This window comes from Streptosporangium sp. 'caverna', assembly GCF_003203775.1.
Classification (GTDB): Bacteria; Actinomycetota; Actinomycetes; order Streptosporangiales; family Streptosporangiaceae; genus Streptosporangium; species Streptosporangium subroseum.
Genome location: NZ_CP029711.1, coordinates 4,533,903 through 4,549,834, shown reverse-complemented (window position 1 = coordinate 4,549,834; position 15,932 = coordinate 4,533,903). Strand labels below are relative to the sequence as shown.

Below are 15,932 nucleotides of genomic sequence, written 5' to 3'. Positions count from 1 at the left end.
CCCGAGTCATAAATCGCCCGGCAGAGCGTAGCGGAGAAACGAAAACCGGCCGCTCCCGGCCTGTGCCGGGGGGCACACAGGCCGGGAGCGGCCGTCGATGCGGCGGCCGCCGATGCGGGGCAGGGGCAACCGTGACGGGCCTCCTACGGGAAGGCGACCCGTCTTCTGCGAGGTGGCGAGATGATCAGGTCGTACGGAGCCACACGGCGGTGTCGGAGGGAAGCTCGTCGCCCTCGATGGAGCCGCTGGCCAGCAGGACGGACTCGTGGGGCGGCAGCCTCACGGGGTCGGCGGCCAGGTTGACGACGCAGGTCAGGCCCGACTCGCGGGCGAAGGCGAGCACCTCGGGACCGAGGTCCAGCCAGGTGATGCCTCCGCCCTCAAGCCACTCGCGGCGCAGGTGCAGGGCGGTGCGGTAGAGGTTGAGCATCGAGCCCAGATCCGCCTGCTGGGCCTCGACGGTGACCTTCTTCCACGCCTCCGGCTGCGGCAGCCACGGATTTCCCGTCCCGAACCCGAACGGCGTCTCATCCCCCGACCAGGGCAGCGGCACGCGGCAGCCGTCCCGGCCGACGACGGCGTGGCCCGAACGGTGCCACATCGGGTCCTCGCGGAGCTCGTCGGGGATGTCCTCGACCTCGGGCAGACCGAGCTCCTCCCCCTGGTAGACGTAGACGCTTCCGGGCAACGCCATGGCGAGCAGCGCCGCCGCCCTGGCGCGGCGGTAGCCGAGTTCGAGGTCGGACGGCACGCCGTCCCTGCGGTTGCCGTTGTCCCAGGAGGTGTTGGCCCTGCCGTACCGGGTGACCGGACGGACGACGTCGTGGTTGGACAGCACCCAGGTCGCCGGAGCGCCGAGTGGCACGTGCGTGGCGATGGTCTGCTCGATCGACGCGCGCAGCGCCGCCGGGTCCCACGGACTTCCCAGGAAGTCGAAGTTGAACGCGGTGTGCAGCTCGTCGGGGCGCAGGTAGCGGGCGAAACGCTCCTGGTCGGGGAACCAGACCTCGCCGATCAGGAGCCGCTCGTCGTACTCGTCGGACAGACGGCGCCAGCTCCGGTAGACGTCGTGCACCTCGGCCAGGTCGGTGTAGCCCTCGGGGTCGCCACCGTCGAAGTCCTTGACCAGCACGGCGGCCGAGTCGATGCGGATGCCGTCGACACCGCGGTCGAACCAGAACCGCAGCACGTCGTGGAACTCCTGGTGCACCTCCGGGTTGGTCCAGTTGAAGTCGGGCTGCTCGGGAGCGAACAGGTGCAGGTACCACTGCCCGTCGGGGACCTGCGTCCAGGCCGGGCCGCCGAAGATGGACTTCCAGTCGTTCGGCTCGTCCTTGAACCAGAACCGCTCTCTGGCCGCCGACCCCGGTCCGGCGGCCAGGGCCTCCTGGAACCAGGCGCTCTGGTCGGAACTGTGGTTGGGCACCACGTCGATGATGACGCGGATACCCAGCGCGTGTGCCTCCTCGATGAACTGCTCCGCCTCGGCCAGTGTCCCGAACGACGGCTCGATGTCCCGGTAGTCGGCCACGTCATAGCCGCCGTCGGCCATCGGTGACGGGTACCACGGGTTAAGCCAGATCGCGCCGATCCCCAGGTCTGACAGATAGGGCAGACGACTACGCAGGCCGGCAAGGTCCCCGATCCCATCACCATTGCCATCGGCGAAACTCCGCAGATAGACCTGGTAGATCGCGGCTCCCCGCCACCACGTTTCCGACATGCTGGAACAACTCCTCGCGGTTGAGTGTGGGTGACGAAGTCAGCCCTTGAGGCTGCCGGCCGTGAGGCCGGCCATGATGCTGCGCTGGAATATGAAAAAGACCACAATGGTCGGGATACTCGCGATCACCAGCGATGCGATGAGCACGTTCTGCGGCATCTGCGAGGAGAGCGAGGCGATGCCGATGCTGATGGACATCTTTTCGCTGTCCGGCAGGACGAGCAGCGGCCAGACGAAGTCCCGCCAGACGTTCACGACGGTGAGGATGGAGACCACGCCGAGGATGGGGCGGGAGATCGGCATCACCACCGACCACAGGATGCGCACCGGCGACGCGCCGTCGATCTCGGCGGCTTCGAGCAGTTCCTTGGGGATCGAGTCGAAGAAGCGCTTGAGCAGGAAGATGTTGAAGCCGTTGGCCGCGGCCGGCAGCCAGATCGCCCACGGGGTGTTGAGCAGGTTCCAGCCGAAGATCGGCAGATCCTTCACCGTGAGGTACGCCGGGAGCATGATGACCATGGGCGGGATCATCAGCGTCGCCAGCATCAGGGCCAGGACGACCTTGCCGAGCACCGGGCGGAGCTTGGACAGGGCGTAGGCCGCCGTGACGTCGATGGCGAGCGTCAGCAGCCAGGCGCCGCCCGCGTAGAGGACGGTGTTGCCGAGCAGCGTGCCCAGGCCGAGTAGGTCCCACGCCTCCAGGTAGCCGTCGAAGGACAGGTGCTCCGGCAGGAAGGTCGGCGGGATCGCGTTGAGTTCCTCGGAGGACTTCATCGCACCGGTGATCATCCAGTAGAGCGGGAAGACGAACGCGGCGGTGAAGCTCACCACCACGACCACCAGCACGATCCAGTAGATGATCCGGCCGCGGGTGGTGTTGAGTTGGTGCGGCGAGACCGCGGTGCGGAACTGCGGGTGCATCGTCTTCCGGGGACGCCGGGGCGTGCGACCACGCTGGTGCTTCGGAGCGGGCGTGGGCGGCGTGCCGGCGGAGCGTCCCGGGGTGATGGTGATGTTGGACACGTTTATCCCCTCACACCGTGTTGTCGCGCGAGAGGCGCAGGTAGATGGCGGAGAACACCATGAGCACGATCATGAGCATCAGGCCGAGCGCGTTGCCGGCGTTGAGGTTGCCGAAGTTGAAGGCGTACTGGTACATGAGGTAGACGACGCTGACCGTGGCGTCCTCCGGGCCGCCTCCGGTGAGCAGATAGGGCTCGATGAAGACCTGCATGGTCGCCACGATCTGCAGCATCAGCATCACCAGCAGGATCAGCTTGGTCTGCGGGATCGTGACGTGCCTGATCCGCTTGAAGAGGCCGGCGCCGTCGAGCTCGGCGGCCTCGTACAGCTCGCTCGGGATGGTCTGCAGGGCGGCGAGGTAGATCAGCGTGCCGCTGCCCAGGTTCGACCAGGTGGAGACGATGACCAGCGAGATCAGTGCGGTGCTGGTGGAGTTGAGCCACTGCAGGCCCGGCAGGCTGAAGATCCCGAGGATCTGGTTGAACAGTCCGTAGTCGGGGTCGTAGAACCACTGGAACAGCAGGACGCCCACCGCGGGCGGCAGCATGACCGGCAGGTAGACGATGAAGCGCAGGTAGGCACGCGCATGCCGCAACTCGTTGAGGACGATCGCGATGACGAAGGGGATCGCGTAGCCGCAGAGCAGGGCCAGCACGGTGAACAGCGCGGTGTTGATCCAGGCGGGCGCGAAGACCGGGTCGTTGAAGACCGTGCGGAAGTTCTCAAACCCCACCCATACGGCCGGGTCCACGAAGTTGGTCTGCTGGAAGCTGAGGATAACCTCCCAGACCATCGGGTACCAGGAGAAGAACGCGAAGCAGATCAGCGCGCCGCACAGGAAGCCGTAGGCGGTCAGGTTGCGTTTGACAGAGCGCCGCAGTTTCGTGGGCTGCCGCTGCTTGCGGCCCGCTACCGGGGTACTCGCTGTGGTCATCGTGTGTTTCCGATCTCGGCATGATTGCCGGGGCGCCGGCCGTGCGGGTGACGGCCGGCGCCCCGGATTATCGAACGGTCAGCCCTTCGAGGCCAGCAGGGAGTTGACCTTCGTCTCGGCGTCAGCGAGGAGCTGATCGATGTTGGCGTCCTGGCGGGTCAGCACGGCCGACATCGGGGTGTCGAGAATCTTGTAGATCTCCTGGGCGTACGGACCCGGCTCCGCCTTGGACGGGATGCCCTTGGAGCCCTCCACCCAGCCGGCGAACTGAGCGGCGTCGATGTTGGCGTTCGCCTTGCGCAGCTCGACGACGGCCTGGCCGGACGGGGTGTCCGCGCCGTACAGGTCGGGGTAGGGCTGGCCGACGGTCAGGTCAGCGCCCTTGGCCCGCACGTAGTCGAGCTGACCCTTGCCGGGGGTGAGGAACTCGTACTCGATCCACTTGAGGCCGGCCTTGATCTGCTCCGGGGTGGACTTGGGGTTGATCATGTAGCCGGCGCCGCCGTTGAACAGGGCCTTGGCCTCGGGCTGCGCGGTGACCGCGTAGTTCTCGAACTTGCCGCCGAAGTCGTTGCGCAGCGAGATGAGCACGTCGGGCGCGCCCAGCATCATGCCCATCTTGCCGGCGCCCATGGCCTTCATCAGGGCGGGCCAGTCGATGTAGAGGCGGGAGCCCATGCTGTTGTCGGCCCACCGCATCTGCTTGAGGTTCTCCAGCACGGCCTTGCCCTCGGGGGTGTTGAAGGCGGCCTTCGTGCCGTCGTCCGTGATGACCGAGCCACCGCGGCCGTAGAGGGAGGCGCTGAAGTGCCAGCCGCCGACGTTGTTACCGCTGTACTCGCCGAAGCCGACGTAACCGGCGCCGAGCCCGGCGATCTTCTTCGCTGCGGCCTGCACCTCGGCCCATGTCTTGGGCGGGGTGTTCGGGTCGAGGCCGGCCTTGGTGAAGACCTCCTTGTTGTAGACCAGGCCCATGCCGTAGCCGTCGGTCGGCAGGCCGTAGACCTTGCCGTCCTTCTTGAAGAGGTCCAGGGAGCTGTTGTAGTCGGCGAACGTCTTCAGCTCACTGGTGTAGGGCGTGATGTCGGCGGCCTGGCCGTCCGCCATGAGGCGGCCCACGTTCGGGAAGTTGACGTAGAAGACCGTCTCAAGCTCGCCACCGGCGAGTTTGGCCTCGAAGGTGCGCGGCTCGTAGCAGGGGAAGGCGTCGGTGGCCTTGGAAATGGTGATGTAGGGGTACTGCTTCTGGAAAGCCGCGATGTCCTCTTCGAAGGTCGTGCGCTGCGCTGCGTTCGTCTTCGGCGGCATGCAGTTGACCGTGATCGACACCGGCGCCTCTCCGCCGGCCGCGGCGCCACTCGAAGACGAAGAGGCGGTGGGAGCGTTTCCGGCGCCGCTGGAGCCGCTGGAGTCGCTGGAGCCGCACCCTGCGGCGGTGAGTGCGATCGCTGCGGCTAGCAGCATCGAGAGCTTGCGGGATTTCATCGAGGAGACTCCTTGGCGGGTCGGTTGCGAGAAACATATAGAGGCGTGCAGGGAGTAGCAAGACTTCGTCATCAGTGATGCAAAAAAGTGACAGTGAGCGGTTGGCTATCGGCCCGTAATGTCCGGATAGTCGGGAGATATACGGGCTGACCTGCAGAAACGGTCCTACAGCACAGGTGATAATTGATCGTTTGCACGAAGATGTCCGTTGATGTCAATTTCTTGTGAGGATCTTGAGCGGCGAACTTCGCCGGAGACGCCCGCCAACGGCCGCAACCGGGCACCGTGGGCGGGCGGCGGGGCGGGCCTGAGACGATCAGGCTGCGGCATGCTTGCAACGGCCGGGCAGCCCTCGACCGGCAACGGGCCACGACGGACGGGCGGTCCGGGACCGGATCGGTCAGACCCGAACGGGCCCGCGGCCCGGGATCGTCACGGACCGAGACCTCCGAGGCGGGCCGATCACACGGCCGATCACACGGCTCCGGCCGGCCGAGGCCGGCGCACCGCGACGATCGCCGGCCGATCACACGACCCCGGACGGTCGCGGGCCGGGACCGGCACCGGGATGATCACCGAGCGGGGCGGCCGGGCAGGAACGGTCTGCGACGGGCCCGCGGGCCGGGACGGCCGAACAGACGGGGGCAGCCGGGCCGTCGCGATCCGCGACGGCCCACAGATCGCGACGGCCGGGCCGGGGCAGGACGGGCCACGACGGACCAGTAGGTCAGGACCGCGGCCGGGCAGAAACGATCCGCAGGCCGGGATGGGCTGGGATGGTCGGGCCGGGCCGGGCCGAAACGATCCGCGACGGACCGGCGGGTCAGGACGGCGGCCGGGCCGAGGCGCCGGATCGAGGTGGTCCCGCGGACCGGGACGGTCAGGCCGCGACGGGCTTGCGGGTCGCCGGGGCGGTGGAGGCGCGCACCACCAGCTCGGGCTCGAACAACAGTTCGTCCCCCTGCACGGTGGCCGCGTCGATCTGGGCGATGAGCAGATCCACCGCCGCGCGGCCCATCGCGTCGATCGGCTGGCGCACCGTGGTCAGCGGCGGGTCGACGCAGTTCATCAGGGCCGAGTCGTCGTACCCGATCACGGAGATGTCGCGCGGCACCGCCAGGCCGGCGCGCCTGGCGGCACGGACCGCCCCCAGGGCGAGCAGGTCGCTGGCGCAGATGAGGCCGGTGAAGCCCCGCCGTACCAGCCGGGCCGCGGCGGCGTGTCCCCCCTCCAGCGAGAACATGGCGTGCTCGACGGACTCCTCGCCGAACTCAAGGCCGTGGAGCTGCGCGTAGGCGGCGAAGGTGTCCAGCTTGCGGCGGGAGGGCATGTGGTCGGAGGGGCCCATCACCATCCCGATGCGCTCGTGCCCGAGGGCCCGCAGGTGCCCGGCCGCCATCTCCGCGGCGGCGACGTCGTCGCAGGAGACCTGCGGGAAACTGAGATGCCCGACCGAGGCGTTCACCAGGACGGTGGGCAGGCGCCGCTCCAGGATCCGCTCGTAGTGCTCGTGGGAGGCGTCCCCCTGGGCGTACATCCCGCCGGCGAAGACCATCCCCGAGACGTGCTGGGAGAGCAGCAGATCGACGTAGTCGGACTCCGAGACCCCGCCCACGGTCCGGGTGCACAGCACCGAGGTGAAACCCTGCTGGGCGAGCGCGCCGCCGACGACCTCCGCGAACGCGGGGAAGATCGGGTTCTGCAGCTCGGGGAGGACCAGGCCCACCAGACGGGCCCGGTCACCGCGGAGGCGGGTCGGGCGCTCGTAGCCGAGGACGTCGAGGGCCGTCAGCACGGCCTCCCGAGTCGCCTCCGAGACGCCACGCTTGCCGTTGAGCACGCGACTCACCGTCGCCTCGCTCATTCCAACCTTCTTGGCCACCTCAGCAAGCCTGCGCGTCATAGACGCAAGCATACGACAGGATGCGCAAGCAGTTACAAAAATTTTGCGATCCAGCGTCATACCGAATAAGTAGGGCTCAACGTGGATGACTCCGTATGAGAACTCTATGCCCTATTGAGCCCAATTGTCGTTGCCCAGAAGGGCCTCCTCGCACCTCCGGAGCGCCGATCCCCCTCGGATTCCCCTCCAAGCGGCCTGGACCGGTCCAGGCTTCCGCAGGCCCACGACTTCAACGTGACGAATATCACTCAAATCTTTGCCATTTAGGCACGAAATATTGCGGACATATGATCGTAATTCTATGACACAGGCATCGCCTCGTTCCGGGACTTTGTCAAGACAGTGGCATCACCTCCCCTCTGGATCCGGTGGCAAACGATGAAAAGCGGCCTGGAACAGGCATAGAGCGGGCCTCCTGGAGTCTCGGTCCCCCCGGGGCTCAGTGGTCAGTTCCGGAAATCCTTCGTGGGTTGATCAGGCTGACTGGGCGGCGGAGGATTCTTCCTGGTGATCGGTGGCGCGCCGGTCGAGCCTGGCCGGCAGATCGTCCGGTTCGGAGGTGGTGAATCTCCACTGGAACGGCTCGACCCGGACGTCCCCGAGGACACCGACGACGGGAGTTCGGGTGGGTCGGAGGGGGTCAGAAGGCAGGCGTGGCCAAGTAGTCGCCGTGCTCCAGGTCATCGAGAAGTGTCGGATGGGTGGGAGACCAGCCGAGCAGATCCTGCGTGTGAGCACTGGAGACGGGCGCGTCGAAGCCGTAGACCCTGGCCATGAACGGGCTGACGTAGTGCCCGGCGGCCTCGTCGGGGGTCAGCGAGACCATCGGCAGATCCAGGCCCCGGGCGATCGTCTGCGCGATGTTCTTCATGGTGACGCCGCTTTCGGCTGCTCCGTGCAGCACGCTGCCCGCAGGCGCCTTCTCCAGTGCCAGGCGGAACAGGACCGCGGCGTCGAGCCGGTGTACTGCGGGCCACCGGTTGGTGCCGTCGCCGACGTAGGCCGAGACGCCGGTCTTTCGTGCGGTGGCGATGAGCATGGGGATGAAGCCGTGGTCTTCAGGGCCGTGGACGGTAGGAGCGAGGCGGACCACGCTCGCGCGTACTCCCTGGGCGACGAAGTCCAGACAGGCTCGCTCGCCCGCGATGCGGAAGGCCGCGATCCCGGCCGCGTCGGGCTCGTCCTTCTCGGTGGTCTCCCGGCCGGCGGGCATCACCAGCGTGCCCGAGGTGATGACGAGTGGCTTGCCCGAGTGTTCCAACGGCCGGCCAAGCGCCTCGATCGCGGTCCGGTCGCGCCTCATCATGTCGTCGAGGTCGGAGAAGTCCCCGCCGTAGGCCATGTGCAGGACTCCGTCGGCGGCTTCCGCGCCACGGCGCAGGCTGTCGAGGTCGTCCAGGGAGCCGCGGTGTGGTGTGGCGCCCAGCGACTCCAGCCGGGCGGCGGCGGCATCCGAGCGCGCCAGACCGGTGACGTCGTGGCCGGCCGCGACAAGCTCGGCGACGACGGCGGGGCCGGTCTGGCCAGAACCACCGGTGACAAAAATATGCATGACACGCTCTCTCTGCGGGTGTGTGCACCGGGACCGCTGAACGGGTCCGGTGCGGGTGAGGCGGGAATGGCCCGCATTCGAGGGCAGCAGCGCAGCGACGTGTCGCATGCGCGTCCTGCCAGGGCCTGCGAGGCGGAACGGAGACCTTGATCGCCTCGACGGCGTTGGGACCGAAAGCTTCGGGGTCACTGCCGCCGGCGACGAAAACCTCCCACGTAACGACAGTGACTGGCGCTAAGTAGCGCCAGTCACTGACTTTAAGTAGCGCCAGTCGCTGGCGTCAAGTGGTGTCAGCCACTGGCGTGTGCGGTATCTTCGAGGGGTGCCACGAAGTGGAGTAGAAGCGCGCCGCCGCCTTCAACAGGCGGCTTTGGAGCTGTACCGGGAGCGCGGGTTCGATCAGACCACCACGGCTGAGATCGCCGCACGGGCAGGCGTCAACGAGCGCACGTTCTTCCGGCACTTCCCGGACAAGCGCGAGGTGCTCTTCGGCGGCGAAGCCGACCTGCGTGCCGCGCTGATGCAGGAGGTCGCCGACGCCCCCGATGGCCTGCAGCCACTCGGCATCCTGCTGTGCGCCTTCCGGAAAGCCGGACGAATCCTTGAGGACAACCGCCCGTTCTCCGAGCCACGGCTAGCGGTCATCGCCAAGACCCCAGCCCTCCGAGAACGTGACCTGGCCAAGGCCGCAGCCCTCACCGAAGCCATAGCGGAGGCGCTACGTCAGCGCGATGTCCCCGACCGACTGGCCAGCCTGGCCGCACAGACCGGCTGGGCCACCTTCCACCACGCCGCCACCGCCTGGATCGACGACCCCTCACAGAGCTTGGACGCACATCTCCTCCAAGCTTTTGACGATCTGCACGTCCTCTCCGCGACCGTCCCACCGGAGCAGGCGCGGCCCGAAAGCTGATGCCGCTCCGCCCGCGACCACTAGCGCCGCGAGCAAGCGGGTTCCAAGACCTCTGCGAAAGTGGGAGCCGAACCCACCAGCGCCTGGGGTTTCGCCCTCTACCTCGCCATTCTTGAAATCCGACCGATCGCTCCTCGCGACAACGGCTTCGGAGCCGACCCCCGAAGGACCTTCGGAGCCGACCGCTTAGGTCCCGTTTGAGGGCGCTCCGGGGAGGAAGGCCGTACGATCGGCGATCTACGGGGATGAGGGGACGATGGCGGAACGACTGGTGGTGATCGGCGGCGACGCCGCGGGGATGAGCGCGGCCTCCCAGGCGCGAGACAGGCGCGGCCCCGACGATCTGAGGATCGTCGCCTTCGAGAAGGGCGGGCACGCCTCCTACTCCGCCTGCGGGATCCCCTACCTGGTGGGCGGGGAGGTGACCGACGTCAAGGACCTGATCACCCGCCGGCCCGAGGTCTTCCGCGACGAGCTGGCCATCGACCTGCGGCTGGACAGCGAGGTCGTCGAGATCGACCTCGGTCGCCGCGCGGTGTCCGTGCGCGACCATCAGGGCGGCGACCCGTACTGGGAGCCGTTCGACCAGCTGGTGGTCGCCACCGGCGCCGTGCCCAGCCGCCCCGACCTGCCCGGCGCGGACGCCGAGGGCGTGTACGGCGTGCAGACCCTGGACGACGGCATCGCGCTGCTGCGCGCCCTGGAGAAGAAGCCGAGCAGGGCGGTGGTGGTCGGCGCCGGCTACATCGGCCTGGAGATGGCGGAGGCGCTGATACGGCGAGGCCTGAAGGTGTCGCTCATCGACGCCGCCGAGCAGCCGATGAGCATGCTCGACCCGGACATGGGCGCCCTGGTCGCCGACGCCCTGCGCGGCCTGGGGGTCGAGGTGTTTCTGGGCGAGCGCCTCGAGGGCTTCGCCGAGTCCGGCGGGCGGGTCACCGCCGCCCTCACCGAGAACCGGACCCTGCCGGCGGATCTTGTCGTCCTCGGTCTCGGCACCCGTCCGAACAGCGCGCTGGCCGAGGCGTCCGGCATCCCGGTCGGCGAGACCTCCGGGATCCGGACCGACCGAAGGATGCGCACCACGGTCGAGGGCGTCTGGGCGGCCGGTGACTGCGTCGAGACCTTCCACCTGGTCTCCCAGCGGCCGGTCGCGATCGCGCTCGGCACCCACGCCAACAAGCAGGGGCGCGCCGCGGGCATCAACATCGGCGGCGGGTACGCCACCTTTCCCGGAGTCATCGGGACCGCCGTCTCCAAGATCTGCGAGTACGAGGTGGCGCGCACCGGCCTGACGACGGCAGGGGCGGCCGAGGCCGGGTTCGAGACGGCCGAGGAGATCGTGGAGTCCACCACGCGCGCCGGCTACTACCCCGGCGCCCGCCAGATCAAGATCAAGATGATCGCCGACCGCAGGACCGGTCGCCTGCTGGGCGCCCAGATCGTCGGCCAGGAGGGCGCGGCCAAGCGCATCGACGCCCTGGCCGTCGCCATCTGGCACGAGATGACCGTGGAGGACATGACGGGGCTCGACCTGTCGTACGCTCCCCCGTTCGCACCCGTGTGGGATCCCGTCCTGATCGCCGCGCGCAAGGCGGCCAAGCGCGTCGACCAGCTCAACCGGGAGGACTGACCCGCCTGCGATGCCGTTCCCCCGACGCGGCGTCCGCGGCGGTGTCCAGGGCGGCCTCGGCGGCGGGCGATCATGGTCGTCGAGGAAAAAGCCGGGACGGCATGGTTGGGTCGGATGAGAGCGGGCAAGGGCGAAGAATCCAAGTCCCGATACCGACAAGGAGTGACAATGCTCACATTGACGGACACCGCAGCCCAGGTAATCAGGGATCTCAGCGCCCAGGCGATGGATTCCCCCGACACCGGAGTCCGCATCTCATCCGAAAGCGACGGTACCGGGTCGCTCGTACTCTCGATCGTGGAACACCCCGAGTCGACCGACAAGGTGGTGGAGTCGGAGGGAGCACGGCTCTTCCTCGACCCCCAGGTCGTCGAGATGCTCGACGACAAGTCGCTGGACGCCGACGTCGACGAGGGGGGCGGCGTCGCGTTTCTCGTCACCGAGCAGTCCCACTGACCATTCCGGGGAGACCCGGCACGCGGCCCCGGTCCCCTCTCGGGGACCGGGGCCGCGGGGCTGCCGCCCTATCCGTTGCCTTCCGGTGGGCAGCCGTTTGCCTTCCGAGCCGGCCGCACAGCCATGCAGCCGGATAGCCCCTCAGGCACAGCCGCTCAGCGATCCGGCTACTTGTCGGCGCTGCTCAGCGCGAGCGGGTCCTGCGGCGCCTCGGACTTCGCCTTCTCCATCCGCTCGCCGATCTCCTGGAGACTCTTGCGCCCCATGGCCTCCCGCACCTGCGGGAACCACTCCTCTTCCTCCTCCTTGACGTGGTGGCGGACGTTCTCCATCAGCACCGTGACCTTGGCGTCGAACCGCTCGTCCTTGGGGTCCATCCCCCTCAGCTCGGAGAGCATCCAGACCACCACGTGATGCTCCTCCACGCTCTCCAGGACATGCGAGGAGGTCGCGGGCACGCTCTCGCGGGCGGCCGGGTAGAAGATCTCCTCCTCGATGTAGGCGTGGGTGGTGAGCTCCTTGATCATCTGACCGACGAGTTCCTGCTTCTTCTTGTACGCCTGCTCTCCGGCCTTCTCGAACTCCTTGAACAGCTTCTCGACGGTCTTGTGGTCGTCCTTCAGGAGCACGATCGCGTCCACGATGTTCCTTTCGTCTCGGGGATTCAAGCCCGGGGTTTTCGGTTCTGGGTTTTCCGGTTCGGGGGTGTCGAGGCGGGTGGTCAGCGCACCCGGGGCAGGACCTCCCTGGCGTAGAAGTCGAAGAAGGCGTCCTGCTCCTGGCCGATCTGGCTGATGTAGACCTCGTCGAAGCCCGCGTCCACGTATTCCCTGATCTTCGCGGCGTGCACCTCGGGGTCGGGGCCGCAGGGCGAGCCCTGGCTTGCCTCCTCCTCGGTCACCGTCTCGGCGAGCTCCTCGAAGTGCCGGGGCAGCGGCAGCAGCTGCGACGCCTCGCCCTTGAGACCCTGGGTCGGCCAGAGCCGGTGCACGGTCTTGCGGGCCGTGGCCTCGTCGGCGGCGTAGCAGACCTTCATCCCGCCCTGGGTGGTCTTGCCCGCGCCTCCGGCCTTGCGGAACCCCTCCACCATCTCGGCGCTCGGCCGGGTGGAGATGTAGCCGTCGGCGATCCGCCCGGCCAGCTGCACCGACTTCTCCCCGAAGGCGGACATGTAGACGGGTGGGGGCTCGTCGGGAAGCGTGTACAGCCGGGCGGTGTCGAGCCTGTAGTGGGTGCCGCGGTGGGTCACCAGCTTCCCGCTCCACAGATCCCGCATGAGCTCGACCGCCTCCTCGAGCATCTCCAGCCGCTCGGCGGCCGGGGGCCAGTGCGAGTCGATGATGTGCTCGTTGAGCGCCTCGCCGGTGCCGACGCCCAGCCGGAACCGGCCCTGGGACAGGACCGCGCTGGTGGCGGCGGCCTGCGCGATGATCGCCGGGTGGGTGCGGACCAGCGGGCAGGTGACCGCGGTGGTGATGGGCAGCGAGGTCGCCTCGGCGATCGCCCCGATCACCGACCAGACGAACGAGCTCTGACCCTGGACGTCCAGCCACGGATGGAAGTGGTCGGATATCCACAGCGCTTCGAATCCCGCTTGTTCGGCGAGTTTGGCCTGCCGGACGAGCTCCCTGGGGTTGTGCTCCTCGCTCGACAGGAAATATCCGAAAGCGGTCATTTTCGCCTCCTCAGCGACGTGAGCTGCATCGACGTCTCCCTTACCCCTTCCACGAAGGTCAAACGAGCGGCCCCGGCTGAGATCGTTTCGGCCCGGCGATGACCTCGCCGGGGAAGCCGAACGGCTCCGTGACAAGACCGGCCGGAGCCCCCTTCGCGACCCGGTGTCAGGTCATTCGGGGTGCGAGGGTCGCCGTGCGGGAGCGGTACGGGGTCACGGATCTCAGTACGGCCAGGCCCAGTCGCGGATCTCGGCCGGGTCCTCCCCGTACTCGCGGGTGTGGGCGCGGGCGCGCAGGCGCTCGTCGACCATGTGCTGGCGCAGGTGCGCGGCCCCGGTGCCCAGCTCGGGGACCCTGTCGATGACGTCCGTCACCAGGTGGAAGCGGTCGATGTCGTTGAGCATGGCCATGTCGAAGGGCGTCGTCGTGGTGCCCTCCTCCTTGTAGCCGCGCACGTGGAAGTTGTGATGGCCGGCGCGGCGGTAGACCAGCCTGTGGATCAGCCAGGGGTAGCCGTGGAAGTCGAAGATGACCGGCCGGTCGGCGGTGAACAGGGCGTCGAACTCGGCGTCGGCCAGGCCGTGCGGGTGTTCGGAGGGCTGCTGCAGCCGCATCAGGTCGACCACGTTGACCACCCGGACCTTCAGCTCGGGCAGGTGCTCGCGGAGGATGGCCGCCGCGGCCAGGGTCTCCAGGGTGGGCACGTCACCCGCGCAGGCCAGCACCACGTCCGGGTCCGAGCCGGCGTCGGTGGACGCCCACTCCAGGATGCCGAGGCCCCGGGTGCAGTGTGCGACGGCCTCGTCCATGGTGAACAGGTCGAGCACCGGTTGCTTGCCGGCCACGATCACATTGACGTAGTCGCGCGAGCGCAGGCAGTGGTCCGCCGTCGAGAGCAGCGTGTTGGCGTCCGGCGGCAGGTAGACCCGCACCACGGACGCCTTCTTGTTCATCACCACGTCCAGGAAGCCGGGATCCTGGTGGCTGAAGCCGTTGTGGTCCTGGCGCCACACGTGGGAGGAGAGCAGGTAGTTGAGCGAGGCCACCGGCCGCCGCCAGGCAATCCTCTTCGAGGACTCCAGCCATTTGGCGTGCTGGTTGAACATGGCGTCCACGATGTGGATGAAGGCCTCGTAGCAGTTGAACAGTCCGTGGCGCCCGGTGAGCAGGTAGCCCTCCAGCCAGCCCTGGCACAGGTGCTCGCTCAGCACCTCCATCACCCGCCCGCCCGGAGCCAGGTGCTCGTCGGTGGGCAGCGTCTCGGCGTTCCACGCCCGGCCGGTGACCTCGAAGACCGCCTGCAGCCGGTTGGAGGCGGTCTCGTCGGGTCCCATCAGCCGGAAGTTGTCCGGGTTCGCGGCGATGACGTCGCGCAGGAAACGGCCGAGCACCCGGGTCGGCTCGCTGGAGGCCGAAGCGGGAGCCTTGACCTCGACGGCGTGGTCACGGAAGTCGGGCAGGGCCAGCGGGCGCAGCAGCTCGCCGCCGTTGGCGTGCGGGCTGGCGCTCATCCGGCGTGGTCCTTCGGGCACCGTCCGGAGGATCTCGGCGATGGGCCGCCCCTCGGCGTCGAAGAGCTCCGCGGGCCGGTAGGAGCGCATCCACCGTTCCAGCATCGCCCGGTGATCGGCGTTGTCGCGGACCGCGGCGAGCGGCACCTGATGGGAGCGCCAGGTGCCCTCCACCGGCAGGCCGTCCACCTCCTTCGGTCCCGTCCAGCCCTTCGGCGTACGCAGGATGATCATGGGTGGGCGGCCGCCCTCGGCGATCTCGTCGAACACCGTGTCCAGCGTCTCGGCCATGATCTGGTGCACGGCCTCCGGATCGTCCCCCGCCACGACGTGGGGGCGGAAGCCGTACCCCTGCATGAGCTTGGTCAGCTCTTCCTCCGGGATGCGGGCCAGGACGGTCGGGTTGGCGATCTTGTAGCCGTTCAGGTGCAGGATCGGCAGGACGGCGCCGTCACGGGCGGGGTCGCGGAACTTGCCCGAATGCCAGCTCGCCGCGAGCGGCCCGGTCTCGGCCTCGCCGTCGCCGATCACGCAGGCCACGACCAGGTGCGGGTTGTCGAAGGCGGCGCCGTAGGCGTGGGCCAGGGAGTAGCCGAGCTCACCGCCCTCGTGGATGGAACCGGGCGTCTCCGGCGCGACGTGGCTGGGGATGCCGCCGGGGAAGGAGAACTGCCGGAACAGCCGCCGCATCCCCTCGGCATCACGGGAGATGTCCGGATATTTCTCGGTATAGGACCCTTCCAGCCAGGCGTGCGCGACGGCCGCCGGACCACCGTGCCCGGGACCGGCAACGTAGATCATGTCCTGGTCCCGGTCGGCGATGATCCGGTTGAGGTGCGCGAAGCAGAAGTTCAGCCCCGGCGTGGTCCCCCAGTGCCCCAGCAGCCGGGGCTTGATGTGCTCGGGCTGCAGCGGCTCCGTCAGCAGCGGATTGTCCAGCAGGTAGATCTGGCCGACCGACAGGTAGTTGGCCGCCCGCCAGTAGGCGTCGATGTGCGCGAGTGCGTCCATACCCCCGACAGTTCCTCCGCTGAGGAGTTCAAACCTCACCCCGCCGGAAACGCGGTCACGTCATGTGACGCGAGCCCATTCGCGGGAGGAACCGTTTCTCGAAGAGGGGCTT

At 68.2% G+C, this 15,932-nt stretch carries 12 protein-coding genes; 3 read left to right on the top strand and 9 right to left on the bottom strand.

What is annotated here, in order from left to right:
• Nucleotides 1–184: 184 nt before the first annotated feature.
• The 6 genes from DKM19_RS20080 to DKM19_RS20050 form a co-directional block, all read right to left on the bottom strand.
• Nucleotides 185–1,723 (bottom strand): glycoside hydrolase family 13 protein, encoded by a 1,539-nt coding sequence (locus tag DKM19_RS20080; RefSeq protein WP_110697328.1) that lies wholly within the window; start codon nucleotides 1,721–1,723, stop codon nucleotides 185–187.
• A gap of 39 nt (nucleotides 1,724–1,762) precedes the next feature.
• Nucleotides 1,763–2,746 (bottom strand): carbohydrate ABC transporter permease, encoded by a 984-nt coding sequence (locus DKM19_RS20075; RefSeq protein WP_239514343.1) that lies wholly within the window; start codon nucleotides 2,744–2,746, stop codon nucleotides 1,763–1,765.
• A 10-nt stretch (nucleotides 2,747–2,756) separates the two neighbouring features.
• Nucleotides 2,757–3,680, bottom strand: coding sequence for a carbohydrate ABC transporter permease (locus DKM19_RS20070; RefSeq protein WP_110697326.1), 924 nt, complete (start codon nucleotides 3,678–3,680; stop codon nucleotides 2,757–2,759).
• A gap of 78 nt (nucleotides 3,681–3,758) precedes the next feature.
• Complete coding sequence (locus tag DKM19_RS20065) at nucleotides 3,759–5,165, bottom strand: extracellular solute-binding protein (protein WP_110697324.1); 1,407 nt, start codon at nucleotides 5,163–5,165, stop codon at nucleotides 3,759–3,761.
• An 880-nt stretch (nucleotides 5,166–6,045) separates the two neighbouring features.
• The gene (locus DKM19_RS20060) at nucleotides 6,046–7,068 is read right to left on the bottom strand and encodes a LacI family DNA-binding transcriptional regulator (RefSeq protein ID WP_110697322.1); all 1,023 of its coding nucleotides are present in this window, start codon (nucleotides 7,066–7,068) and stop codon (nucleotides 6,046–6,048) included.
• 640 nt (nucleotides 7,069–7,708) lie between these two features.
• Nucleotides 7,709–8,620, bottom strand: a complete 912-nt coding sequence (locus tag DKM19_RS20050) for an SDR family oxidoreductase (RefSeq protein ID WP_110697318.1) — start codon at nucleotides 8,618–8,620, stop codon at nucleotides 7,709–7,711.
• Nucleotides 8,621–8,990: 370 nt separating this feature from the next.
• On the opposite strand from DKM19_RS20050, the gene DKM19_RS20045 reads away from it, so the two are divergent.
• From DKM19_RS20045 to DKM19_RS20035, 3 genes are all read left to right on the top strand, one after another.
• A complete protein-coding gene (locus DKM19_RS20045; RefSeq protein WP_204358886.1) occupies nucleotides 8,991–9,533 on the top strand; it encodes a TetR family transcriptional regulator in 543 nt (180 codons plus the stop codon).
• Nucleotides 9,534–9,789: 256 nt separating this feature from the next.
• Nucleotides 9,790–11,166, top strand: coding sequence for an FAD-dependent oxidoreductase (locus tag DKM19_RS20040; RefSeq protein WP_110697315.1), 1,377 nt, complete (start codon nucleotides 9,790–9,792; stop codon nucleotides 11,164–11,166).
• Between the two features lie 168 nt (nucleotides 11,167–11,334).
• Nucleotides 11,335–11,622 (top strand): Fe-S cluster assembly protein HesB, encoded by a 288-nt coding sequence (locus DKM19_RS20035; RefSeq protein ID WP_110697313.1) that lies wholly within the window; start codon nucleotides 11,335–11,337, stop codon nucleotides 11,620–11,622.
• Between the two features lie 167 nt (nucleotides 11,623–11,789).
• On the opposite strand, the gene DKM19_RS20030 is transcribed toward DKM19_RS20035, so the two are convergent.
• The 3 genes from DKM19_RS20030 to DKM19_RS20020 form a co-directional block, all read right to left on the bottom strand.
• Nucleotides 11,790–12,263 (bottom strand): hemerythrin domain-containing protein, encoded by a 474-nt coding sequence (locus DKM19_RS20030; protein ID WP_110697311.1) that lies wholly within the window; start codon nucleotides 12,261–12,263, stop codon nucleotides 11,790–11,792.
• Between the two features lie 80 nt (nucleotides 12,264–12,343).
• Nucleotides 12,344–13,297 carry an LLM class F420-dependent oxidoreductase gene (locus tag DKM19_RS20025; protein WP_110697309.1) on the bottom strand — a complete coding sequence of 318 codons (954 nt, stop codon included), beginning with the start codon at nucleotides 13,295–13,297 and terminating at the stop codon, nucleotides 12,344–12,346.
• A gap of 222 nt (nucleotides 13,298–13,519) precedes the next feature.
• A complete protein-coding gene (locus tag DKM19_RS20020; protein ID WP_110697307.1) occupies nucleotides 13,520–15,820 on the bottom strand; it encodes a phosphoketolase in 2,301 nt (766 codons plus the stop codon).
• Nucleotides 15,821–15,932: the final 112 nt, after the last annotated feature.

Coding starts and splice junctions, on each gene's coding strand:
- DKM19_RS20060 (WP_110697322.1), bottom strand. CDS start 7,068: ATGACGCGCAGGCTTGCTGAGGTGGCCAAGAAGGTTGGAATGAGCGAG.
- DKM19_RS20070 (WP_110697326.1), bottom strand. CDS start 3,680: ATGACCACAGCGAGTACCCCGGTAGCGGGCCGCAAGCAGCGGCAGCCC.
- DKM19_RS20065 (WP_110697324.1), bottom strand. CDS start 5,165: ATGAAATCCCGCAAGCTCTCGATGCTGCTAGCCGCAGCGATCGCACTC.
- DKM19_RS20035 (WP_110697313.1), top strand. CDS start 11,335: ATGCTCACATTGACGGACACCGCAGCCCAGGTAATCAGGGATCTCAGC.
- DKM19_RS20040 (WP_110697315.1), top strand. CDS start 9,790: ATGGCGGAACGACTGGTGGTGATCGGCGGCGACGCCGCGGGGATGAGC.
- DKM19_RS20080 (WP_110697328.1), bottom strand. CDS start 1,723: ATGTCGGAAACGTGGTGGCGGGGAGCCGCGATCTACCAGGTCTATCTG.
- DKM19_RS20025 (WP_110697309.1), bottom strand. CDS start 13,297: ATGACCGCTTTCGGATATTTCCTGTCGAGCGAGGAGCACAACCCCAGG.
- DKM19_RS20020 (WP_110697307.1), bottom strand. CDS start 15,820: ATGGACGCACTCGCGCACATCGACGCCTACTGGCGGGCGGCCAACTAC.
- DKM19_RS20050 (WP_110697318.1), bottom strand. CDS start 8,620: ATGCATATTTTTGTCACCGGTGGTTCTGGCCAGACCGGCCCCGCCGTC.